Annotated in this window: 19 protein-coding genes; 6 read left to right on the top strand and 13 right to left on the bottom strand. The window is 36.4% G+C overall.

All coding sequences use genetic code 11. The features are described 5' to 3' along the window. Positions 1-13: 13 nt before the first annotated feature. The 9 genes from ATE49_RS03215 to ATE49_RS03175 form a co-directional block, all read right to left on the bottom strand. Complete coding sequence (locus ATE49_RS03215; protein ID WP_065081074.1) at positions 14-556, bottom strand: ExbD/TolR family protein; 543 nt, start codon at positions 554-556, stop codon at positions 14-16. A gap of 12 nt (positions 557-568) precedes the next feature. Continuing rightward, on the bottom strand, positions 569-1,165 hold the full coding sequence (locus ATE49_RS03210) for an ExbD/TolR family protein (RefSeq protein WP_065081073.1): 597 nt from the start codon (positions 1,163-1,165) through the stop codon (positions 569-571). Positions 1,166-1,221: 56 nt separating this feature from the next. Beyond that, entirely contained in the window at positions 1,222-2,094 is an 873-nt protein-coding gene (locus ATE49_RS03205; RefSeq protein WP_009085523.1) for a MotA/TolQ/ExbB proton channel family protein, read from the bottom strand. 320 nt (positions 2,095-2,414) lie between these two features. After that, entirely contained in the window at positions 2,415-5,234 is a 2,820-nt protein-coding gene (gene leuS / locus ATE49_RS03200; RefSeq protein WP_065081072.1) for a leucine--tRNA ligase, read from the bottom strand. Positions 5,235-5,349: 115 nt separating this feature from the next. Next, positions 5,350-5,802: a lipocalin-like domain-containing protein gene (locus tag ATE49_RS03195; RefSeq protein ID WP_260255542.1), complete on the bottom strand. Its 453-nt coding sequence runs from the start codon at positions 5,800-5,802 to the stop codon at positions 5,350-5,352. Positions 5,803-6,058: 256 nt separating this feature from the next. Then, complete coding sequence (locus ATE49_RS03190; protein WP_065081070.1) at positions 6,059-7,297, bottom strand: 3-deoxy-D-manno-octulosonic acid transferase; 1,239 nt, start codon at positions 7,295-7,297, stop codon at positions 6,059-6,061. A 25-nt stretch (positions 7,298-7,322) separates the two neighbouring features. Next, positions 7,323-7,673: a nuclear transport factor 2 family protein gene (locus tag ATE49_RS03185; RefSeq protein WP_065081069.1), complete on the bottom strand. Its 351-nt coding sequence runs from the start codon at positions 7,671-7,673 to the stop codon at positions 7,323-7,325. Between the two features lie 17 nt (positions 7,674-7,690). Continuing rightward, positions 7,691-8,410 (bottom strand): C40 family peptidase, encoded by a 720-nt coding sequence (locus tag ATE49_RS03180; RefSeq protein ID WP_059156703.1) that lies wholly within the window; start codon positions 8,408-8,410, stop codon positions 7,691-7,693. Further along, on the bottom strand, positions 8,410-9,057 hold the full coding sequence (locus ATE49_RS03175; RefSeq protein ID WP_065081068.1) for an O-methyltransferase: 648 nt from the start codon (positions 9,055-9,057) through the stop codon (positions 8,410-8,412). The genes ATE49_RS03180 and ATE49_RS03175 overlap by 1 nt, the downstream gene beginning before the upstream one ends. 133 nt (positions 9,058-9,190) lie before the next feature. On the opposite strand from ATE49_RS03175, the gene tilS reads away from it, so the two are divergent. From tilS to ATE49_RS03155, 4 genes are all read left to right on the top strand, one after another. Further along, the gene (tilS, locus tag ATE49_RS03170) at positions 9,191-10,492 is read left to right on the top strand and encodes a tRNA lysidine(34) synthetase TilS (protein WP_065081067.1); all 1,302 of its coding nucleotides are present in this window, start codon (positions 9,191-9,193) and stop codon (positions 10,490-10,492) included. Further along, positions 10,489-12,540 carry a protein-disulfide reductase DsbD family protein gene (locus tag ATE49_RS03165; RefSeq protein WP_065081066.1) on the top strand — a complete coding sequence of 684 codons (2,052 nt, stop codon included), beginning with the start codon at positions 10,489-10,491 and terminating at the stop codon, positions 12,538-12,540. The genes tilS and ATE49_RS03165 overlap by 4 nt, the downstream gene beginning before the upstream one ends. 134 nt (positions 12,541-12,674) lie before the next feature. Further along, positions 12,675-13,430, top strand: coding sequence for an alpha/beta fold hydrolase (locus ATE49_RS03160; RefSeq protein ID WP_065081065.1), 756 nt, complete (start codon positions 12,675-12,677; stop codon positions 13,428-13,430). Positions 13,431-13,440: 10 nt separating this feature from the next. Continuing rightward, positions 13,441-14,208 (top strand): hypothetical protein, encoded by a 768-nt coding sequence (locus tag ATE49_RS03155; protein ID WP_065081064.1) that lies wholly within the window; start codon positions 13,441-13,443, stop codon positions 14,206-14,208. A gap of 68 nt (positions 14,209-14,276) precedes the next feature. On the opposite strand, the gene ATE49_RS03150 is transcribed toward ATE49_RS03155, so the two are convergent. Beyond that, positions 14,277-17,384, bottom strand: coding sequence for a TonB-dependent receptor (locus tag ATE49_RS03150; protein WP_065081063.1), 3,108 nt, complete (start codon positions 17,382-17,384; stop codon positions 14,277-14,279). 116 nt (positions 17,385-17,500) lie between these two features. Next, positions 17,501-18,505 carry a DHH family phosphoesterase gene (locus ATE49_RS03145; RefSeq protein WP_065081062.1) on the bottom strand — a complete coding sequence of 335 codons (1,005 nt, stop codon included), beginning with the start codon at positions 18,503-18,505 and terminating at the stop codon, positions 17,501-17,503. 150 nt (positions 18,506-18,655) lie between these two features. On the opposite strand from ATE49_RS03145, the gene rpmH reads away from it, so the two are divergent. Both rpmH and ATE49_RS03140 read left to right on the top strand, forming a co-directional pair. Beyond that, positions 18,656-18,811: a 50S ribosomal protein L34 gene (gene rpmH, locus ATE49_RS19965; protein WP_009085498.1), complete on the top strand. Its 156-nt coding sequence runs from the start codon at positions 18,656-18,658 to the stop codon at positions 18,809-18,811. Positions 18,812-18,982: 171 nt separating this feature from the next. Next, positions 18,983-19,693, top strand: a complete 711-nt coding sequence (locus ATE49_RS03140) for a cell division ATP-binding protein FtsE (protein ID WP_009094372.1) — start codon at positions 18,983-18,985, stop codon at positions 19,691-19,693. A 57-nt stretch (positions 19,694-19,750) separates the two neighbouring features. On the opposite strand, the gene ATE49_RS03135 is transcribed toward ATE49_RS03140, so the two are convergent. Both ATE49_RS03135 and ATE49_RS03130 read right to left on the bottom strand, forming a co-directional pair. Next, complete coding sequence (locus ATE49_RS03135) at positions 19,751-20,440, bottom strand: tRNA1(Val) (adenine(37)-N6)-methyltransferase (RefSeq protein ID WP_065081061.1); 690 nt, start codon at positions 20,438-20,440, stop codon at positions 19,751-19,753. After that, positions 20,440-21,897 carry a sensor histidine kinase gene (locus tag ATE49_RS03130; protein ID WP_065081060.1) on the bottom strand — a complete coding sequence of 486 codons (1,458 nt, stop codon included), beginning with the start codon at positions 21,895-21,897 and terminating at the stop codon, positions 20,440-20,442. The genes ATE49_RS03135 and ATE49_RS03130 overlap by 1 nt, the downstream gene beginning before the upstream one ends.

The raw sequence follows: 21,897 nt of genomic DNA, 5'->3' as shown, positions 1-21,897 counted from the left end.
TTAAAAAAGGTAATTACTTACCTATTTTCTGATCATAGATTTTCTGCTCCCAAGGCTTCACTTCACCAATACCGTATCTTTCACTCTTAGTAATTGCCATTTCATCTAACAAGTCTACAAAATTTTTGTAGTTAGAGTCATCTGTAGGCTTAATAATTACAGTAAAAATATCTGGTTTACGAGCTTTTCTTTTAGCATCATCAATCACCTTCTCAATACCATTTTTATCAAATGTAGTTTCCTGAAGCTTACTTGGATCTGTTAAACCTGTTTGGTCTAACTGGTGATAATATACTTTATCATCTTTTCCTAGTAAGAATGTGATTGAGTTTGTTAGGTCAATCTGAGGAACATCTACCGGTTGATTTTTATCTGGCTTCGCAGGCAACTTCATATCCATCGTGTTAGGCTTACTTAAAGTAGTTGCTAACATGAAGAATGTAATCAGAAGAAAACCTAAGTCTACCATCGGGGTCATGTCGACCCTTACATTTACTTTCTTGGAGCGGACTTTGCCGTCCTTGCCTCCTTTATCCTGTACTTGTACTTCTGCCATGTTGAATATTTTTTACTGATTTTCAGAAGAAGTAATCAGAACGAATTTATAAAACTTAATATCTTTCAATCCTTCAAATAGAGCCTTGAATTTAGGGTACTGCGCTTTTGCATCACCTTTAATTGCAAGTCTGGCATCAGGATTTACTTCCAAACTATATTTTACCCAATCTACTAGTTCTTTATTCACACTATCCATTGGAATTGTAGCACCCTTTACATTCGCCCTCTGAGCATCCGGCAAGTTAAGATAACTTTTCATCTGCGCCATAGAGGCACCTACCATTGGCAACTTAAGAAATTCACTTTTCTCAGCAGCAGAAAATCCAATTCTGTACTGCCCTGCCATTTTATCTAATACCTGAACTTTCTCAGAATTATTATCAATAGGTGTAAAGAAATACCTTCCATCCGGAGTAATACTAATCGTCATTAAATTAGTATCGTCTAACGAAGTTGTAGAAATAGATGAAGGCGTTGTAATAGCCTCAGCATCTGGCTTCTTGAACTGCGCTGTCAGAATGAAGAACGTAAGAAGTAGGAAAGCAACATCCGTCATTGCCGTCATATCGGTAACTACACCATGTCGTTTTGGTTTAACTCTCGCCATTTCTTAATTCTTTATAATTTATTTATTGTTAAACAGAATATTATATTCTGTCCTGATTAGTTATGCTCAGCAAAAGATTGTTGGATGCTCATTCCGATTTCGTCAATCTTATAAGTTAATCCATCGATCTTAGAAGTAAAGAAATTATAAAGAATAATTGCAACAGCAGAAGTACCAATACCTAAAGCCGTGTTGATAAGTGCTTCAGAGATACCTACTGATAATGCAGCAGAGTCAGGAGTACCACCACCAGAACCTAAAGCAGAGAACGCTTTAATCATCCCGATTACCGTACCTAAAAGTGCTACTAACGTTGCAACTGTACCTAATGTAGAAAGAATCATCATGTTCTTTTCAAGCATTGGCATTTCAAGAGTTGTAGCTTCTTCTAGAGATTTCCCTAAAGCTACTAACTTTTGCTCTTTGTTCATTGTATTATCATGCTCAAGAGCTTTGTAAGTTGTAAGACCTTCTTTTACAACGTTACCTACAGAACCTTGTTGTCTGTCGCACTCTTCTAATGCAGCGTTGATTTCGTTTCTGTTAAGGTATCCTCTAACTGTGTTAACAAAGTTATCTAAGTTACCGCTACCAGAAGCTTTCTTAAGAACGAAATATCTTTCGAAAGAGAAAACAACTACTGTAATCATGAAAGTAAGAAGAATAGGTACGATTGGACCACCCATGTAAACGATACCCATTGGCTTTCCTTCAGCCGGGTGAAGTTCTGTGGATTTAATATCCGCAAGGGCTACAGACGCTACTCCATCTAAAGCAGGGTTTTTCTTAAAGTTACTCGGGTTACCGAATACGAATAAATAAATTGCAATACCAATTACAAATAAAATAGGGATTACAATCGCAGGATTTAAACCTCCCTTCTTTTTAGCAACAACTTCGTGCTCTGTGTTTGAAACATTCATTTCCATATTAATCTAAATTATTTATTGTTTATTTCTTCAAATTTTTGAGGTTGTAAATTAAAGTCATTTTATTGGAAAATGCAAGACGCAATTTCAATAATGATGATTTTTGTCATTTTTCACAAACTATTTTTGTTTTTCTCAGATAATCCATTGTTCCAAAATCGGAACTGAATTTGTTAAATAACAAAGAATCGTTTAAAAATCAAAAATAAACCTCCTTATTTTTTATCAATTAGCCAATGTTAATTTTTATTCACTTTTGTGTTATTTTTCATACAACATATTTTATCGTATAAATGATAAATATACCAAAATTTAATGAACTAAATAACGAAATTAACAATTTTTTTAGGCACAACAATGATTTTCTTAGGTATTGCCCCGTTTAAGATTTCAATTGTTTTGTCAAGTTTCAGCACTGCTTCTTCCACTTCTTTCGGTGTAAGGTTTGCCGATAATGCTGCCTTAAAACGCATTTTACCATTAAAGCTTACCGGATATTCTATCTCATCCAACTCCAAATACTGTGAATTAAACACCGGGAAAGGAGCATATTCTATACTTTCTTTTTTCCCTAAAAGAGACCATATCTCTTCTGTAATGTGTGGAGCATAAGGAGAAATAATAACAGCCAAAGGCTCTAATATTTGTCTTTTGTTTGTCTTTAATTTAGTCAGTTCATTCACTGCAATCATGAACGAGCTTACAGAGGTGTTGAATGAGAAGTTCTCGATATCAAAAAGAACTTTCTGGATCAGAGTATGCAGAACTCTGTATTCTTCTTTTGTTGGTTCTTCATCTGTAACTTCAAACTCATCATTGGCATTGAAGTATAAATTCCACAAACGCTTTAAGAAACCATAAACACCACTAAGTCCTTGTGTATTCCACGGCTTGGATTGCTCTAACGGACCTAAGAACATTTCATACAAACGAAGACAGTCTGCACCGTATTCATCACAAATATCATCAGGATTCACAACATTGAACTTAGACTTGGACATTTTTTCTACCTCACGCTCGGTAACGTATTTATCTCCTTCTTCTAAAATAAACTCAGCATCTTTAAACTCGGGTCTCCAACTTTTGAAAGCCTCAGTATCCAGTTCATCTGTTGCTCCTTTTAATAAAGATACATCAACATGGATTTTCTGAGTAACATAATCTTTAGCAAGGCTCTTTGAAACAAACTGATTTGTTCCGTCAATTCTGAATACAAAAGCACTCATCCCTAAGATCATCCCCTGATTGATCAACTTTTGGAAAGGTTCCTCTTGTTCTATATAATTACGATCCTTTAAAAACTTATTCCAGAAACGGGAATACAATAGGTGACCAGTAGCATGTTCACTACCACCTATATATAAGTCTACCTGCCCCCAGTAATCTGTCATTTCTTTATCTGCAAAGTAGGAGTCATTGTGAGCATCCATATAACGTAGGAAATACCATGAGCTACCAGCCCAACCTGGCATTGTGCTCAGCTCTAATGGGAAGATTGTTTTATTATCGATAAGGTCAGTCGCTACAATTTTCTGATTAGCTTCGTCCCATCCGTAATCTTTAGCGTTTCCTAATGGTGGATCTCCATCTTCAGTTGGCAAATATTTTTCTACTTCTGGTAATTCCAATGGTAATGCAGAAGCAGGCAAAGTATAAGGAACATCATCCTTATAATATACAGGTACCGGTTCGCCCCAATATCTCTGACGGGAGAAGATAGCATCTCTCTGACGGTAATTGGTTGTAGCATTTCCTAAACCACGGCTAACAACTTCAGCAATAGCTTTTGCTTTTGCCTCTTCATATTTCAGGCCATTTAGAAAATCTGAATTGATACAAATACCATCTTTAGCAATGAATGGTTCTTCCTGAACATTCTCCCCTCCTTCAACCACTTCGGTAATTTCTAACCCGAATTTCTTTGCAAAACGGTGATCTCTCTCGTCATGTGCAGGAACAGCCATTACAGCTCCCGTTCCGTAACCCATTAATACATAGTCGGAAATATAAACCGGCATTTTCTTCCCGGTAAACGGATTAATTGCATAAACTCCTGTAAAGGCTCCCGAAACAGTTTTCACATCTGCCATACGGTCTCTTTCTGATTTTAGAGAAGTCTGCTCTATGTAATTTTGTACTTCTTCTTTCTGCTCAGCCGTTACAATCTCTTGTACCAATGGACTTTCTGGTGCCAATACCATAAAAGTAGAACCAAAAATAGTATCAGGTCGTGTTGTAAACACTTTTATCTGTACATCAGAATTTTCAAGACCAAAGTTAACTTCTGCTCCCTGAGATTTACCAATCCAGTATTCCTGAGCGTCTTTCAACGGCTGTGGCCAGTCTAATGTTTTTAATCCTTGTAATAGTCTTTCAGAGTAAGCCGTAATTCTCATACTCCACTGCATCATTTTTTTCTGATACACCGGGAAACCTCCGCGCTCAGATTTACCATTGATAACCTCATCATTTGCCAGTACAGTTCCTAGTCCCGGGCACCAGTTTACAGTAGTCTCTGCACGGAAAGCCAAACGGTAGTTTAATAAAATCTCCTGTTGTTCTTTCTCTGACTTTGCATTCCATTCAGCAGCTGAAAATTCCAATTTCTCAGTCTGAACTGCATTTAAACCTTCTGTTCCTTTTTCAGAAAGATGCTTTATTAAAGTATCAATAGCTTCAGCTTTATCGGTATCATTATTATACCACGAATGGAATAATTCTATAAAGATCCACTGTGTAAATTTGTAATAACTAGCATCTGAAGTACGGAATTGTCTGGACCAGTCGAATGAGAAACCAATTCTTTTCAGCTGTTTCTCATAGCGGTTAATATTTTCTTCTGTTGTAATAGCCGGATGCTGCCCTGTCTGAATTGCATATTGTTCTGCAGGTAATCCGAAACTGTCATAACCAATAGGATGCAGGACACTAAATCCCTGATGTCTTTTGTAACGGCTTACAATATCCGAAGCGATATAGCCCAGCGGATGCCCCACATGCAGTCCTGCTCCTGATGGATAAGGGAACATATCGAGTACGTAATATTTAGGCTTTGTAGATTTCGCATCGGTTTTATAAGTTTCATTTTCGGCCCAATAATGCTGCCATTTGTTTTCAATCTGGTTATGATCGTAATACACTTTATAAAATTATTTTTTATTAAAATTAGATTTTCACAAAAGTACAATATAAAAAACAATAATCTCCACAAAAGCTTGTGGAGATCTATTAAATTATATTGACTTTATTTTTTTGTTATGCCTTGATATACTTTATCGTAGCCTTTACCTTTATGTTATCAACGGTTCTATTTTGTGAAACCACAAGCGTTGTATTTGTTACTTCTTCTACTCTTGCTTCATCTTTTTGCCCGTTTGTATAAGTCTGATAAATTGTACCCCTTTCTACACTAAATGTAAAGTTAAGATTTCCGGAATCTTTACAGGTACCTGGTGTTGAAATACTTTCGTAACTACGCTCTACACCCTTACCATCTGCACCATTAAATAAAATTGTAGATCTGCGGAAGCATTCGTCATTAAAAACCTTTTTCTGCCCATTTCCCTCAATAGTAAGAGATTCAAGCCTCCAATTCCCATAAACCTCTGAAGGCTCAACCACAAGGTAATTGTTATCATTATCCCGGGAACTACATGATCCGATTGCTAAAAAAGCAGCAATAAATAAAAAGAATAGTTTTAGTTTCATACTCATCTGATATTAATATTTCTCTATGTCGTGAAATTAAATAAAAAGATATATTCATTCCAACTTTTTCATAAATAGTATATAAGTATTTAGGGTTTGTTTAAATCTTAGTGTTAATACTCTTCGACAGGCTCAGAGTGACATTACATGTTCAAGATATCTTCATTTTAGGAGTGTCAGACTGAGTTGAGTTTATAGTGAGCATGACGAACTATCGAAGTCTAATATTATTTTTAATCAAAATTTAAACAGCCTCTTAGTTACAATGAATATTATCAAGGATAATAGCAGCCGCATCTGGCTGATCTGCAATAAATTTACCAGCTATAGAAGCCATTTTTTTTCTTTTTTCTTCGTCCCGGAATAATTGAAGAAGAAACGCAACAGCATCACTTTCATCGGAAAAACTTTTCGCAGCACCGGCATCGATCAAAGCATCGGCTTCAGGATTTTTCTTATACCGATTTCCAAAAATTACAGGTACAGCGTAAGCAGCTGCTTCCAATATATTGTGCAAACCTGAAGTATGAAAACCACCACCCACCACAGCAACATCTGCATAATGATAAAGACGGGACAACATTCCTATATTGTCAATAATTAATAACTGATAATCTAAAGCTGATAATTGGGTACTTTCTAAACTGCTATACAAAACGGCCTTATCACCAAAACGTTGCTTAATCTGTGGAATACGTTTCAGATCATGAGGGGCCAGAATTATTTTTGTGTCGGCATTCTCATTAATAAATTTTTCAACCAAATTTTCTTCAGCTTCCCAGGAACTACCGATAACTAAGACTGGTTTGTTCTGAATAAAACTTTGAATAAGCGGGACCTCTGTAAAGTTCTTTACATTTTGCTTTACTCTGTCATACCTTGTATCTCCTGTATACAAAGAATTGGTAAGCCCTATTGATTCTGCAAGCTTCAGTGAATGCTCTGTTTGGTGAAAAAAGATATTGACATTTTTCCGGAGCTGTTCCACCAAAAATCGTCCTCCGGATGTAAAGAACTTTTGTTTTTCATAAAACAAAGCTGAAACCACATAAATTGGTATATTCTTTTGATGTAATACTTCCAGCAATCGATACCAGAAATCATATTTTACCGTAAAAAAAATAACCGTCTGAAATGAATTTACAAACCGCTGGATTGTATTTTTTTTGTCAAATGGAAGGTAGCAGATAGCATCAGCAATATGCTTTTTCTTCACTACGTTTTCATAACCCGATGGAGAAAAAAAACTAACGAGAATTTTATAATCAGGATACTTGGTTTTTAATCTTTCAAGAACAGGAAGCCCTTGTTCGTATTCGCCTAGACTGGCAGCATGCATCCAGATAACTTTATCATCTTTAGCAAATGCCTGTTGAATATTTTTCAGGGAATCTCTTCTCCCGACCACACCTTTCTTCACTTTCTCATTAAAAAGTGAAGCAATCTTCATCCCGAAGGCCATTAGCGAGATAGATATATCGTATAAAAAAAACATTCTTTATCCGGAAACTGAATTTATTCTAAACAGTATAGTGTGCAAACATTTTATTCACCTTACCTTCTTCATTAAAAAACATCACTTCAACAGCTTTTTTATCCATTACTGATTTATAATAAAGCGCAACAGAATTAACTCCTTCCGTTACATCATAAAGCTCGAAATGCAAATCCGGCATTTTATCCAGCGCTCTTCTCCAGTAATCAGCAACAGCACCCTTACCCTTCAGGCTTCCATCACCTTCTCCCAGTGCCATCTTAATCATAGGTGTTGTAATCTCTATATCTTCTGAATAATGACTCAGAATAACATCCAGATCATGAGAATTCCATGCTTCAATCCATACTTTGGCAAATTGTTGGGCTTTAGACATCGCTTTAGGTTTATAGATTATCCAAGAATATTTCGGATAAATCTAAGTTTGTGAGTATGTTTATTTAGTTCTTTATTAAAGATACCTGATGAATCCAAGGTATCAATACGCACTTTACCATGTGCATGAATAATCTGATTATTCTCAAGCATAAAACCAACGTGAATAATACGCCCTTCAGAGTTTTCAAAGAAGGCAAGATCTCCTGGTTGTGCTTCTTCTATGAAGCTTAATGGTTCTCCTACTTCTCCCTGCTGATAAGCATCACGGGGATATTTTATATCGTGTACTTTTAACACTAGCTGTGTAAATCCGGAACAATCGACTCCAAAGAAACTCTTACCACCCCACAGATATGGAACATTTAGAAATTCTTTAGCTGTTTCTACAATACTCTGGCGTATTGTTGCGCCACGTTGTGCATGTACAGTTTCAAAAGAAACTTCTGAACCCATAGACAACAACATTTTCCCACTCTCCATTACACGGGATTGGAAAGGTTCTGTAACGAGATGGGTTTTTCTTTTTGTCAGAAAATCATCTGTTACCAAAGTAATCTGCTTGGTGTCAATCCAGCCTTCATAGCCATCATAGTGCATCTTGATTCTGGTCCAGTTATTTATTACTTCCAGTATATCCGCACTCTCTCCATACAGCATCTCTGTAACAATCTCCGCTTTATCTGTTTTATCAGCTCGCACCGGAGCTACAGATACGTTACAAACTCCTTTATCCATTATTTTTTTCTAATTAAATGTACACCGTCCCGCAAAGGTAGAATTACATTTTCGAAATCCGGGTCTTCTGTTACAATTTTATTAACCATTTTAATCTGTTGGGTAGATTTATCTTTAGGATTTTCTTCTATTACCTTTCCGTACCATAGTACATTATCTATAAGCACTACCCCTCCTTTTCGGAGTTTTGGTTTTATAAGTTCTATATAAGCTGCATAATTTTCTTTGTCAGCATCTATAAATACTAAATCAAAAGTTACATCTAATTTTTTAATTTCTTCTTTAGCATCTCCTAAAATAAATTCGATCCGAGCACTGTATTCACTTTCATCAAAATATTTTTGAGGCAGGTAAGCCAGATCTTCATTTTTATCCAGCGTGTAAATCTTTCCGTCTTCAGCCAGCCCTTCCGCCATACTCAATGTTGCATATCCGGTAAAAGTTCCGATTTCCAAAACATTCTTAGGGTTCAGAATATGTGATAATATACTTAAAAAACGTCCCTGAAGATAGCCGGAAATCATATGCGGCTGTGTTGTTTTCTGAAAAGTTTCTTTTCTCAGTCGTTTCAGGATATCGGGTTCTGCAGAAGCATTATCTTCCAGATACCTTTCTATTTCCGGGAATTTTTCTTCAAATAAAGCCATTTTCTTCTTATATACAGGTTAATAATAGCTTTTATCCGTAATACAATTAAGACGAATGGGTAAAAACTATTTAACAAATTTCAGATTATTTTTGCAACTAGCAAAATCCTACCTTTGTTGTTTAAACCTGTATATGCCCCAGCTAACATCTACATACCTGAAAGAACACTTACAAAGCCTTCACAATACTACAGAGAATCAGTCGTTTCTGCTTGCTCTAAGTGGCGGAGCAGACAGCATGGTTCTTGCGGATTTATTTTTGAAAGCAGGAATTTCTTTTGAAGCTGCTCATGTCAATTATCATTTGCGTGGAGAAGACTCTAATCTTGATCAGCAGGTCGTTGAAGATTTTTGCTTACAGCACAATATTATTCTTCACACATATGATGTATCTGAGAAAGACAACAAACCTGAGAATTCAATAGAATTATGGGCCAGGGAAATACGTTATCACTTTTTCTTCGGCCTTTTAGAGGAACAACAGTTAGATTTTATTGTAATGGGGCACCATCTGAATGATCAGTTAGAAACCTTCATTATCAACCTTTCTAAAGCATCTGGCATCACAGGTCTAAGCGGTATTCCGGAAAACAGCAACAAAATACTCCGCCCTCTACTCCATATAACAAAAACAGATATCTATAAATTTGCGAAGGAAAATGGGGTTAGTTTCCGGGAGGATCATACAAATCTGAGCAGAGACTATCTCCGGAACCAAATCCGGCATGACATCTCCCCTGAAATGGAGAAAACAAATCCTCATTTTTGGGAGAATTTCGATAAAAGCATCTCTTTTCTCAATCAGGCAAAAAACTTTATAGAGGAACAACTGCAAAAAATACTGGATGATATCATTATCTCTGAAACAGATGGTGAACTTATTCTGGATAAAGAAAAATTGGCTTCTCAGTCGGATTTTGTTCGTTATGAAGTTCTGAAAAAATATGGTTTTACCAATCCTGTTGAGCAACAAAAGATTTTTGAAGCAGCTTCAGGAAGCCAGTTTAAAAGAAATACACTCAATCTCTTTATTCACCGGAACCAGCTTATTATAACTCCTAGAAATATTTCCGAGGAAGAAACAGAGCAGGAAATAATTTTGATTCCTGACGAACCGATTAGCATTCCTGAAAAAATGTTACTTTCTGAAAACAAACTAAATCAGAAACCTTATTGGGAAATAGATCTTCAAAAGGTCGCTTTACCCCTAAAATTACGCAAAGCAAAAAGCGGAGATTTTTTTCACCCTAAAGGAATGAAAGGCAAAAAGTTAGTCTCAAAATTCTTTAAAGACGAAAAAATCTCTATTTTAGCAAGGCAAAAAGTCTGGCTACTTTCAGATTCGGAGGAAAATGTCGTTGGAATCATCAATTATCGACAAGACGGAAGATTTCTGCCAGAAAACAATAACCCAAAAATATATTTGTATTTATGAAAAAATGGCTTTGGCTATTTTTACTATTCGTATATACTGGCTTTAGTGCCCAGATTAAAGATGTAGTAAAATGGACCTACCAACTAAACAAGGTTAGTGATAGTGAGTATGAAGCGGTATTAACTGCTAAAATGGAGAGTGGATGGCATATTTATTCCAAAGATTTACCACCGGACAGTGGTATTCCTACCGAAATGAAAGTGACCTCCAAGGACATACAAACCATTGGTGGCTTCCGTGAAGGTGGCAAAAAAATTGAAGAATTTAGCGAGGCTTTCGGAGCTCAGATTGTATACTATTCCAATTCTGCTAAATTTATTCAGAAGTTCAAATTAAAAGATCCTAAGAAAGCGGCTAAAGTAGTTGCAGAAATTACCTTCCAGACATGTAATGACCGTGTTTGTCTTGCTCCGAATACGCTAGAATTCGAGAAAGAGGTTGCAGCAACCGGAGAAGCTAAAGCTGAAGAAAAAGAAGAGGTTAAAGCACAGGATACAATGCCTGAAACCACAACAATTACCGAAACCGGAACTACTGCCGATGTAGAAGTAAAAATGCCTGTAAGTACAGACGGAGTCAGAGTAAATAGCCTGGATTTCAGAAAACCTTTGGTAGATTGTGGAACAGAGCAGGTAAAAGAGGATTCCGGCAACGGATTGGTATTTGTTCTTGGTTTTCTAGGAGGTCTTATTGCTCTTCTTACGCCATGTGTATTCCCAATGATCCCGCTTACTGTTTCTTTCTTTACAAAAGGAGCAGCTAACAAGGCGAAGGGAAAAAGAAATGCCATTATTTATGGACTTTTCATTCTGCTTATTTTCGTGGCATTGAGTATTCCATTTTATATTCTGGACGGTATCAGCGGAAATATTTTCAATGATATTTCTACCAATATATGGCTGAACCTATTCTTCTTTGCAATATTCTTATTCTTTGCACTGAGTTTCTTCGGATACTACGAGATCACACTGCCAAACTGGATTGCTAACAAATCTGCAAAGGCAGAGGAAGCCGGAGGTTTAATCGGTATATTCTTCATGGCCCTTACATTGGTTATTGTTTCATTCTCATGTACTGGTCCTATTCTGGGGAGCTTATTGGGAGGTGTTGCTTCCAGCGCTAAAAATATTCCGGTATTATTGACTTTTGCTTTAGGTGGATTTGGTCTGGCATGGGCTATTGTTTTCGGATTACTGGCATTATTCCCGCAAGCATTACAGTCATTACCAAAATCCGGAGGGTGGATGAATACTGTGAAAGTTGTATTAGGCTTTATAGAAGTTGCGCTAGCATTAAAATTCCTTTCCAAAGCAGACCTGGTTTCTAAAACATTCCTTTTGAAAAGAGAAATATTTATAGGACTATGGATTCTCATCACGATTGGATTAGTATTGTACTTATTCGGAAAAATAAGATTCCCGCACGATGATAAAAATCCAAAAATATCCGTTACCAGAAAAATATTAGGTGTACTGGGAATAGGGTTTATTCTCTATTTGATTCCGGGCTTACTTCCTTCTGAAAAACCAAGACTGGCAACATTAAGCGGTATTTTGCCTCCGATGAATGTGAGTCTTTACAAAAGTGAAAAAGATGGCATTCTGGGACTAAAACCAGAGCATGATTACTTCAAAGCAATAGAATTGGCAAAGAAAGAAGGCAAGCCTGTACTGATTGACTTCACTGGATACGGTTGTGAAAACTGCCGTAAAATGGAAGAATTTGTGTGGAGCGAAGCAGACATTCTGCCAATTATACAGAACGAAGTTATCCTGGCATCTGTCTATGTAGATGACAAAGAAGAACTTCCTGCTGACCAGCAAACATCCATAGATATGGGGAATGGCCAGAAAAAGAAGATTAAGACAATTGGAGACAAATGGTCTATGTTCCAGCAGGTAAACTTCAATAATAACTCTCAGCCGCATTATGTGTTAGTAACACCTGACCAGAAAGTTATAAACGCACCTGTTTCAGGATATATGCCTAAAGAAGACTTTAAGAAATTCCTGGAGTGTGGAATTAACTACTACAAAAAGAATAAATAATATAGCATTAGAATGCTAAAGGCGGCCGGAAATTTTCCGGCCGCTTTTTTATTCACCTCTATACTTACTCCCAAAACATATGTCAGCTTTTTGTTCCCGGACTAAAGTCGTATTTTCGTAAAAAAGAATTTATAATGCTTCATTACGAAATATCCGGAGATAGCAATCAGACTTTAGTCTTACTTCATGGTGTTATGGAGAGTACCGAAGTATGGTATGACATGCTTCCTGAACTGGAAAAACATTTTAGAGTAGTGCGAATAGATTTGCCAGGTCATGGGAAGTCAGAAACCATCGCAGAAGTGCAGACCATGGAACTGATGGCTGCAGAAGTTAAAAACACATTAAAAGATCTTGTCAATGGTAAAATACATTTACTGGGACATTCCATGGGTGGCTATGTTTCTCTGGCGTACGCAGAAATGTATCCTGAAGATTTACAATCAATAACACTCTTCTTCTCTACCTACTTCCCGGACACTGAAGAAAAGAAAAATACCCGAAGAAAATCCTTCCGTATAATTATGGAGGAATACAATAAATATGTAGCTGCAGGTGTTCCAAATTTGTTTAATCCGTATGAAAAAGAACAGCTTCGCGATAAGATTGACTATGCCAAACAAGTTGCCCTGGATACACCACGCGAAGGCGCACTTGCTTCAGTAAAAGGAATGATTGAACGTACAGACAAAAGACATATTCTGGAAACATTGGATGCAAAAATCCTGATCCTTTCGGGACGTTTTGATAATGCGGTGAATAGCGTACAGGTTATGGAAAATCTTCCGGACAGGAATAATATAAAAGCATACACTTTAGACTGCGGACACAATGGACACTGGGAAAAACCTACCATCTGCACCGAAATTATTAAAACCGAATTACTATAAAATTACATAAATGAAAAAAATTATTCTGAGTATTTGTCTGGGAGTATTTGCAATAGGCTGGAGCCAGAAAAAACTCCCCCAGAAGAAAAGCAATCTGGTTCTTTATTCTTATCAAACTTTTAATTGCGACAATAAAGGCTATTACGATCCTACAAAATACAAAAAAGAAGAAATTGACGGCGTCCATAAACTCCTATATAAATACAGTGGAGTTCATTTTGATAGCCATACCGTTTTCAAGCTTTCGGATCTGGAAGATGTCCGTAAAAATAAAACAAAGTATCTGGAACAATTGGAACAGCAGTACCAAGAAAAGAAAAAGGACTTATACAGTCTGAAGATAATAGATGCTCCTATATGGAAAAAGCTGCGTGAAGAAACAATCCAGGCTTTCGAGGGTGAATACCTTCTGAACAAAACTCTCCTTTTGGCATACTCAGACCCTTCCATCCTGAAAAAGAGCAAATTTTATGAAACCTGTAAAAGCTATGTTGATGCTGTAACTTCTCCTGACAAGCAGAAAATGTATGATGCATGGAAAATTCATATTGAAGCACAAAGTAAACTCAATTATGATCCCAAAAGAATAATCGCAGAATTCAATAATAAATTAAAAACACCACAGAAGGATGATTATGCCTTGATTGATCTTCTTGGAATAGGATTTCATAATTGTGCTAACAATAGCTTTAGACCCGCTATAGATGAAGACGGAAAAACTTTCACAAGTTTTGATAAAATATTTTCCAAACTAAAAGCCGACTGCGACGAACCTTAAATAACAAAAAGAGACCGGAAAATTCCGGTCTCTTTCCTGAACTAATAAATATGAATTATAAAAAACTTTTAGAAAGAATATCTTACTCCAATCTGAATCTGATATGGATTACCCGATAATGGCGGAAGACCTTTTGTATTCAATTCATATACGAATTGTTTAGTATTAGGGTCAAAATTCTTAATCTTATACAAACTTGTATTTCCATATGATTTGTTTACTCCCCACTCTTTGTTTAGTAAGTTTGCAACATTGAATATATCTACAGAGAATTCAAGATTTCCTACTTTTTCAAATTTAAGTTTCTTGGCTATTCTCAGATCCCAGATTCCATAGAAGCTATTTATACCGCCATTTCTTTCAGCTATTTTACCATTGTACTCGCTGATATAGTTTTTAAGTGCTTTCCCCACTTCCGGATCACTTAATAATGAAGCAGTAAGATTAGGGAATACATAAGCAAGATCATTACCGTTTACAAAATCTCCATTGATGTTCCCTCCTGCTGTCATCGAGAATCGGGTTCCGCCAATTCCGGCATATCTAACCCCAATAACAAATCCTTCAAAAGTTGGAGAGTTACCGTATACAACCACTTTATGTCTGAACTGGTTATCAGAATACCCCATTCTAAGATCTCTTGGATCACTGCTTACCATTGTAGAAAGAGTTGCAGAGTTTGCTACATTACCATTGTAAGAAGTATTGTCTTTAATATCTGCCCATGTATAGCTTGCTGTGATTTCTCCATCTTTAAAATATTTGAAGCTGGTATCAAAAACTACGGAATATTGGTTTACCTTACCATCACTAACAAGCTCCAATACCCTTCCGAAGTTTTTATTGACACGTCCATCCAACCAGTTAGAATTCCCGTTCGATGTGTTAATACTATTAACAGGTACAAAAACACCTCTGTTATCCTCATTAGCTAATGTAAAGAATGGCTTCTCTTCCATATTTCTGTCATAGTAGAAATAGTTATTTCTTCCAAATGCAGCATAAGCAGCAAGTCCTACACGGAATCTTTCGGTAAAGAAGTGGCTATAGGAAATATTAGCTTTATAGATGATAGGAATTTTAGCATCTTTCCCTGTATAATTAATCGTTGGCACTTGATCTTGCACAAATGAAGGAACTGTTGAATAATCCTTTCTGTAACTTAAAAAATCCGGGTTAAATCGTGGAAAAGTTTTTGTTAAATCAACATCAACTGTTGCAGAATGTCTTCCGTCAAAGTACAAGTTATTGATCAACATATAATTGTTGATATCCGACGAGAATATCCCACCTCCAAGTTTGACGAAATCTTTATGATTGTCATTAATATCCCAGTCGAACTGAACTCTTGGCTGAATAACGAAAGATTTAATCTTGTTATCTGTTCTGATCCCCATTTCATCATACAGTTTCTGATTAAGTTCTGTTTTAGGATAACCACCATAATCAAATCTTAACCCAGCCGTGAAATTAAGCCCTGTCGCAATCTTTGCCATCATTTGACCATAGAATCCTAAATTCCAGATACTGGACTTTACAGACGGATCATCCAACAACGGTACTTCCCTGTAGAATCTATAGGGAGTCATATCCTCGAAATTTTTAATGCCATCAAAATGGAATCTGCCGTTGACTTCACTTCCGTAAACAGATTTAGCACGTGTATACATGAGATCCACACCAAACGTATACTTTACTTTATCGGTGTTATAGTAAAGGTTATTTACCAACTGGAATACATTATTTTTAAAAGATTCCTGTCCAAATCTATGTCCCCCAAACTGAATATTGGTAAAAAGAGAACCTTTCTGTCCTTCAACATCAGAACTTACACGCTCCACAATACCACGCGGAACTGTACGCCCTAGTTCATCATTCTGATAACTATTCTGGAAAGTATATAAATGCTGGAATTTTAATTCATTGGTTATTGAAGGACTAAAATTAGATCTTAAGGTTAACAATAAACTATTATCCCAGTTCTTGTCATTACCATAGGATTCATAGAAGTTAATGTTGGTATTATCTGCAAGCCCATTCTTATTAAAGTCATACGTAAAGTTATTCCTTAACGTCAATAAATGTTTTGGACTAATTTGCCAGTCTAAACGAAGAAAACCGGCATCTGAATTCCTTGTTCTGTCAAACGTTCCAAACTGAGGTGTATTCCCTACACCGTATTTATTTCTTCCAATTTCCAGAACTTTATTTAACCTCTCATTTGTCACATTGAAACGAAGCGCATCTTCTCTGGTTTGCACATCGGCAATAATAAGAGGTTTACTATCTAATTGATGATCCCACGCCATGAAGAAATGTAATTTATTCTTAATAATCGGACCTCCCAATGAGAACCCAAATTGATAGGTTGAGTAATCATTTTTCACTCTGTTTCCTCTGATGTCATAACCACTGGTAAGCCATCCTGCTCTCTGATATTCGAATACGCTTCCGGTAAATGTATTAGTACCCGATTTGGTAACAGCGCTTATCGTTCCTCCTCCGCTTCTACCTAGTGTAACATCGTATTGGTTTGTTGTAATTTTAAATTCACGGACTGCTTCAATAGAGATAGAATATGGCGCACCACTTCTGCTGGTTGTTGCTCCTGCTGAAGTAGGGTTTTTAGCTGTCATACCGTCTATTGTATAATTTGTTGAAGAACCTAACTGCCCCGATAGGTTTCCATTTTTACCACTTAATGGAGAAAGCTCTGTAAGGTTAGTAAAATTTCTACCGTTAACAGGTAGTACACTTATGTTTTTGGCAGTAATTGCAGTCGCCGAACCAAGATTACCTACTTTATTTTTCAGGTTCCCGGTAATGACAACTTCTTTAATATTCTTTTCATCAGAATCTGCAAGATTAATATTTACAGTAAGCTGATCACCAAAATTAACGTTGTAGCCTTCTTTTCTTTCATGTCCGTTTACAAAAACCTTGTAAGGACCACCTAGAGGAATTTCTTTAAATATATATTCGCCGTTAGAGTTAGTTATTGTTTCTGTAGAAAAGCCAGTAGACTCATTAAGAATCTTGACAGTTGCTTTTGTCTGCGGCGCATTGCTCTGACTCGTTACCCGCCCCAGGATTGAAGCTTGCGTTGTTTGTGCATATACACTCATGCTTCCGAAGCTTAGCAGCATAAATGCAAAAGCTACATTAATACGTTTCATAGGTACTTTTATATAATCCGGACAAAAGTACCCCACGCGTTTTGCGGGAATGATAAGTTAATTTTAAGGAATCATTAACTTATCACATCTCCTCTTTAACGTATCTTTAACAAGACTTAGAAATCTTCTTTTTCGATAATATTTTTAAAGCGTTCTAAAGTATCTTCTATTGATAATTCAGAGCGTCCTCCAGCTGCATTAATATGGCCACCACCGCTAAAATAGCTTCTGGAAAACAGGTTTACATCCAAATCGTCTTTGGAGCGGAAGGATATCTTAATAAAATCATCCTGGATATCTTCCATAAAAAAGGCAGACATTTTTACACCTAATACACTTAGCCCATAATTTACAAAACCTTCTGTTGCTCCTTTTTCAAAACCAAAACGCTCCATTTCCTCACGCTTTAACCACAAAATTGCAACCGTCCCATCTTTTACAACTTCTATTCTGCTCAAAACTAAAGAGAGCAAGTGCAAACGGCTTACTGTATTGGTATCCCAGGTATCTGAGGTAATCTGTGCCGGGTCTGCTCCTTTCTCTATAAGATTGGCAACAATTCTGTGAGTAGTTGCGCTTGTAGAACGGAAACGGAATCCACCAGTATCAGTCATTATACCTGTATAAAGACACCTCGCGCTGTCTTCAGAAATACACTTATCCAATCCTAAGGCTTCTAAAAAATGATAAACCATCTGACAAGTCGCCGGGATTGAAGTATCTGAATAAACATAATCGAATTCCTCAGGCATCTGATGGTGGTCAATAAGTATTTTCACAGCAGATGATCTGGCGATCCATTCACCAATAAATCCAATTCTGGAAAGTGTATTGAAGTCTAAACAAAAAATTACGTCTGCATTATGAAATATTTCTGCAACTTTTTTTCTTTTGAATTCTGACACCATAACCTGCTTGGCTTCCGGCATCCATTTTAAAAACTTTGGAAAGTCATTTGGAACGACCACTGTAGCGTCAATTCCAAGATTTTTCAGTGCATGTTTCAGCCCAAGACTAGAACCAATAGCATCTCCATCCGGGTTATAATGAGTGACAATAACAATCTCTTTATCAGGTTGAAGTAGTTTTTTTATTTCGGAAAGTTCCTGGTTTGAAAACATAGACGGTCTTTAAAATATAATCCTGCAAAGATATTAACTGCAATCTCTAATAAAAAATAAAAATATTTTTGCAGGTTAATAAAAAATACATAAATTTGCAGTCTGAAAATATACAATAGAAATATTACTAACTATAAATATACTTAGGTAATGAAAAGAACATTCCAGCCATCAGAAAGAAAGAAAAGAAACAAACACGGTTTCAGAGAAAGAATGTCAACGCCAAATGGTAGAAGAGTTTTGGCTGCAAGAAGAGCTAAAGGCAGAAAGAGATTGACTGTTAGCGCGTCTAGAGCTAAGAGATAATTTCTGTATTATTATAGATTTTAAAATGCTTGAGGTATTCTGTACTTCAGGCATTTTTATTTGTTTATACTCTGATTTATACAAAAACTCATTTATTCTAAAAAAGTTTTTTGTATTTTTAGCCTTTAAAATCAGTACCAGTTGCTGATTTCAATTGTTAAAAGTAAAGATATGCCACATAAACACGAGCATGGTGATGATGTCATCATTCTTCAAAATGCCAAAATAATTCAGAAAAACTTCACAGTTCTTTCAGATGTTAACCTTAACATTAAGAAAGGAAGATTCTGCTACCTTATTGGAAAAACAGGTTCCGGTAAAAGTTCACTTTTAAAGGTTCTTTACGGAGATCTTCCACTAAGACAAGGTATTGGAGAGGTTGTTGGTTTTGATTTATCTAAATTAAGAACATCCGACATACCACCTTTAAGAAGAAAGCTGGGTATTGTATTCCAGGATTTCCAGTTACTTACTGACAGAACTATTGAGAAGAACCTGATTTTTGTACTTCAGGCAACCGGCTGGAAAGATAAAAGATTAATCACGGACCGTATAGACGAAGTACTAAACAGTGTAGGCATGAAGACTAAAAAGCACAAAATGCCTCACGAGCTTTCAGGAGGAGAGCAACAGCGTATTGCAATCGCCAGAGCCCTGCTGAATCACCCTGAACTAATCCTTGCTGATGAACCTACCGGAAACCTTGACCCGGAAACATCTAATGAGATTATGCTATTATTAACCAATATCTCAAAAGAGCGTAACTGTGCCGTACTAATGGCCACACACGACTATCACATGATTCAGAACTATCCTGCCGAAGCTATCCGTTGTGAAGACGGCAAGGTAACAGTAATGAATACTGCAGAACTTTTCGAATAAGATAAATGATATAAATAATGTAAAAATCCCGCTTAGTAATATTAAGCGGGACTTTTTTTAAAACATCGGATGAAAGTCTTTCGTTAACTCTCTATACTCATCCGAATAAATTCTTTTTTCTTTTTCCAGAACAAGTTTTTCCAAAACCAGCCCTGATGGTTTTCTGGAAAACTCCAGAATATTTCTTTTCAACTTTCCACCTTTTATTCCATAAATATCAATTTTACGAATAAGATGTAAGTCATTATCTTCAGCAATACTTATAAAACTTTCAGCATCATCACTCGGAATAATAACAGATAAAATCCCAGAATCTGAAATAAGCACAGCGCTTTTACATATGAGCTCCTGAAAGGACAATAGTACCTGATGCCTTGCGATAAGATCTTTAGAAGAGTCTGATTCAAAATAAGGCGGATTGCTTACAATAAGATCGTATTTATCAGCAGATACAAAGTCATTATAATTGATTTCAATAACATTCAGCCTGTCAGCAAAAGGAGAATTACTAAAATTTTGTCCTGCGATTCCTACCGCTTTAGCATTGATATCTAAAGCATCAAGTCTAACTGATGGAAATCGCTGCGCCAGCATAAGAGAAATGAGTCCGGTTCCACAGCCTACTTCTAAAGCATGAATAGCTTTCTCACCATTACATAAAGCTCCAAGTACAACCCCATCGGTACCTACACGGAAAACTTCTTTATCCTGAAGAATTTCAAATTGTTTAAAAACAAAAGGCTTCATTAAATTCCGACTGGTAAGCTAATGGTAAACTGTGTTCCTTTTCCGAATTCAGATTTCACAGATATAGTCCCTCTGTATTCATCAATCATCTTACGGACCATTGTAAGCCCAAGCCCCATCCCACTACTTTTAGTTGTAAAATTAGGTTCAAAAATCTGTTCAAGCTTTTCTTTTTCGATTCCACTTCCATTATCTTCTACCTTAATGGTTACCTTCTTATTAAATTGCTCCAAATCGATATTTATGATAGGCCTTCTTCCGTAGACTCCTGCCTGTTGCGCGTTGGTAATAAGGTTCGTCATGATACGGCTGATATAGATTTTATCAAATTTCAGCATGATATTATCCTTATTTGAATGTATAAAAATATCGTTCTTATCGAATATATCAACGATTTTCTTAATCTCCTCGTTAAGATTAAGAATAGTATCTTCTTTTTCAGGCAGCTTGGCAAATTCAGAAAATGCACTGGCAACTTCTGCAATAAGATCAATCTGTTCTACCACTACCTTGCTCATCTTATGTACTTTATTTTCTATTTCAGGATCCTGAGGATCAAATTTCCTCTCGAAATTCTGAATAGTTAACTTCATAGGAGTCAAAGGATTTTTCACCTCATGTGCAACCTGCTTAGCCATTTCCCGCCACGCCTTTTCTCTTTCAACCTGAGCTTTGAGCTGTGTCTGCTCCCGAAGCTGATAAATCATTCTGTTATAAGCTCTAACCAGAACACTTAACTCATCCCTACTGGAATACTTTATAGGCTTAAGATCTCTTCCTTCATCGCTTATCTTAGATGAAATTGATGTGATAGTCTTGGTGATATTTTTGGAAATTCTCCAGCTGATAAATATACTTAGCAACACTGCAAACACATTAACTAAAACAATAAACTGAAGGTGCTTATTGAATATATCTACATATTGATTGTTAAAATAATATGATGGAAAATAAGCAATTGCCAATGGTTCGGAATCAAGACTCGGATCATCCCTAAGGATTCTGTATGAAGATGTAATTGTAGCATTACTTTTATCGTCATAAAATCTAAAATCCAGTGCTCCGCCTTCACTACGCAGAATTTTATTAAGTACTTCCGAAGGGATTCTTTTCTGTTTTATCAGTGCCGCATCCCTGTTAGAAACCAGAAAATTTCCTTTACTGTCATATAATATAATATCTAATAGTCCATTGATATCCGATATCTCCATCAGTTTGTAACGAAGTTCGGTCGCAATATTCTCTTTAGTAACATGCGAATGGACAATTGCGTAATCTAATGCTGTAGTAAGTGCCAGAGATTTATTCTGAAGCGAGGTTTCATTCTGAACCTGTGCCACTCTTCTGATCACCAGATAAGAAATAAGAGTTGTCCCTGCAACACATAGCAGAGACACTAATATTAACCCCGAAAAAATTTTAAGTTGAAGACTTATTCCTCTCTGACCTAGAGCCAT

The organism is Elizabethkingia miricola (genome assembly GCF_001675285.1).
Classification (GTDB): Bacteria; Bacteroidota; Bacteroidia; order Flavobacteriales; family Weeksellaceae; genus Elizabethkingia; species Elizabethkingia miricola.
Note: the sequence above shows the minus strand (reverse complement) of the source record. Positions and strands in the feature narration are given on the sequence as shown.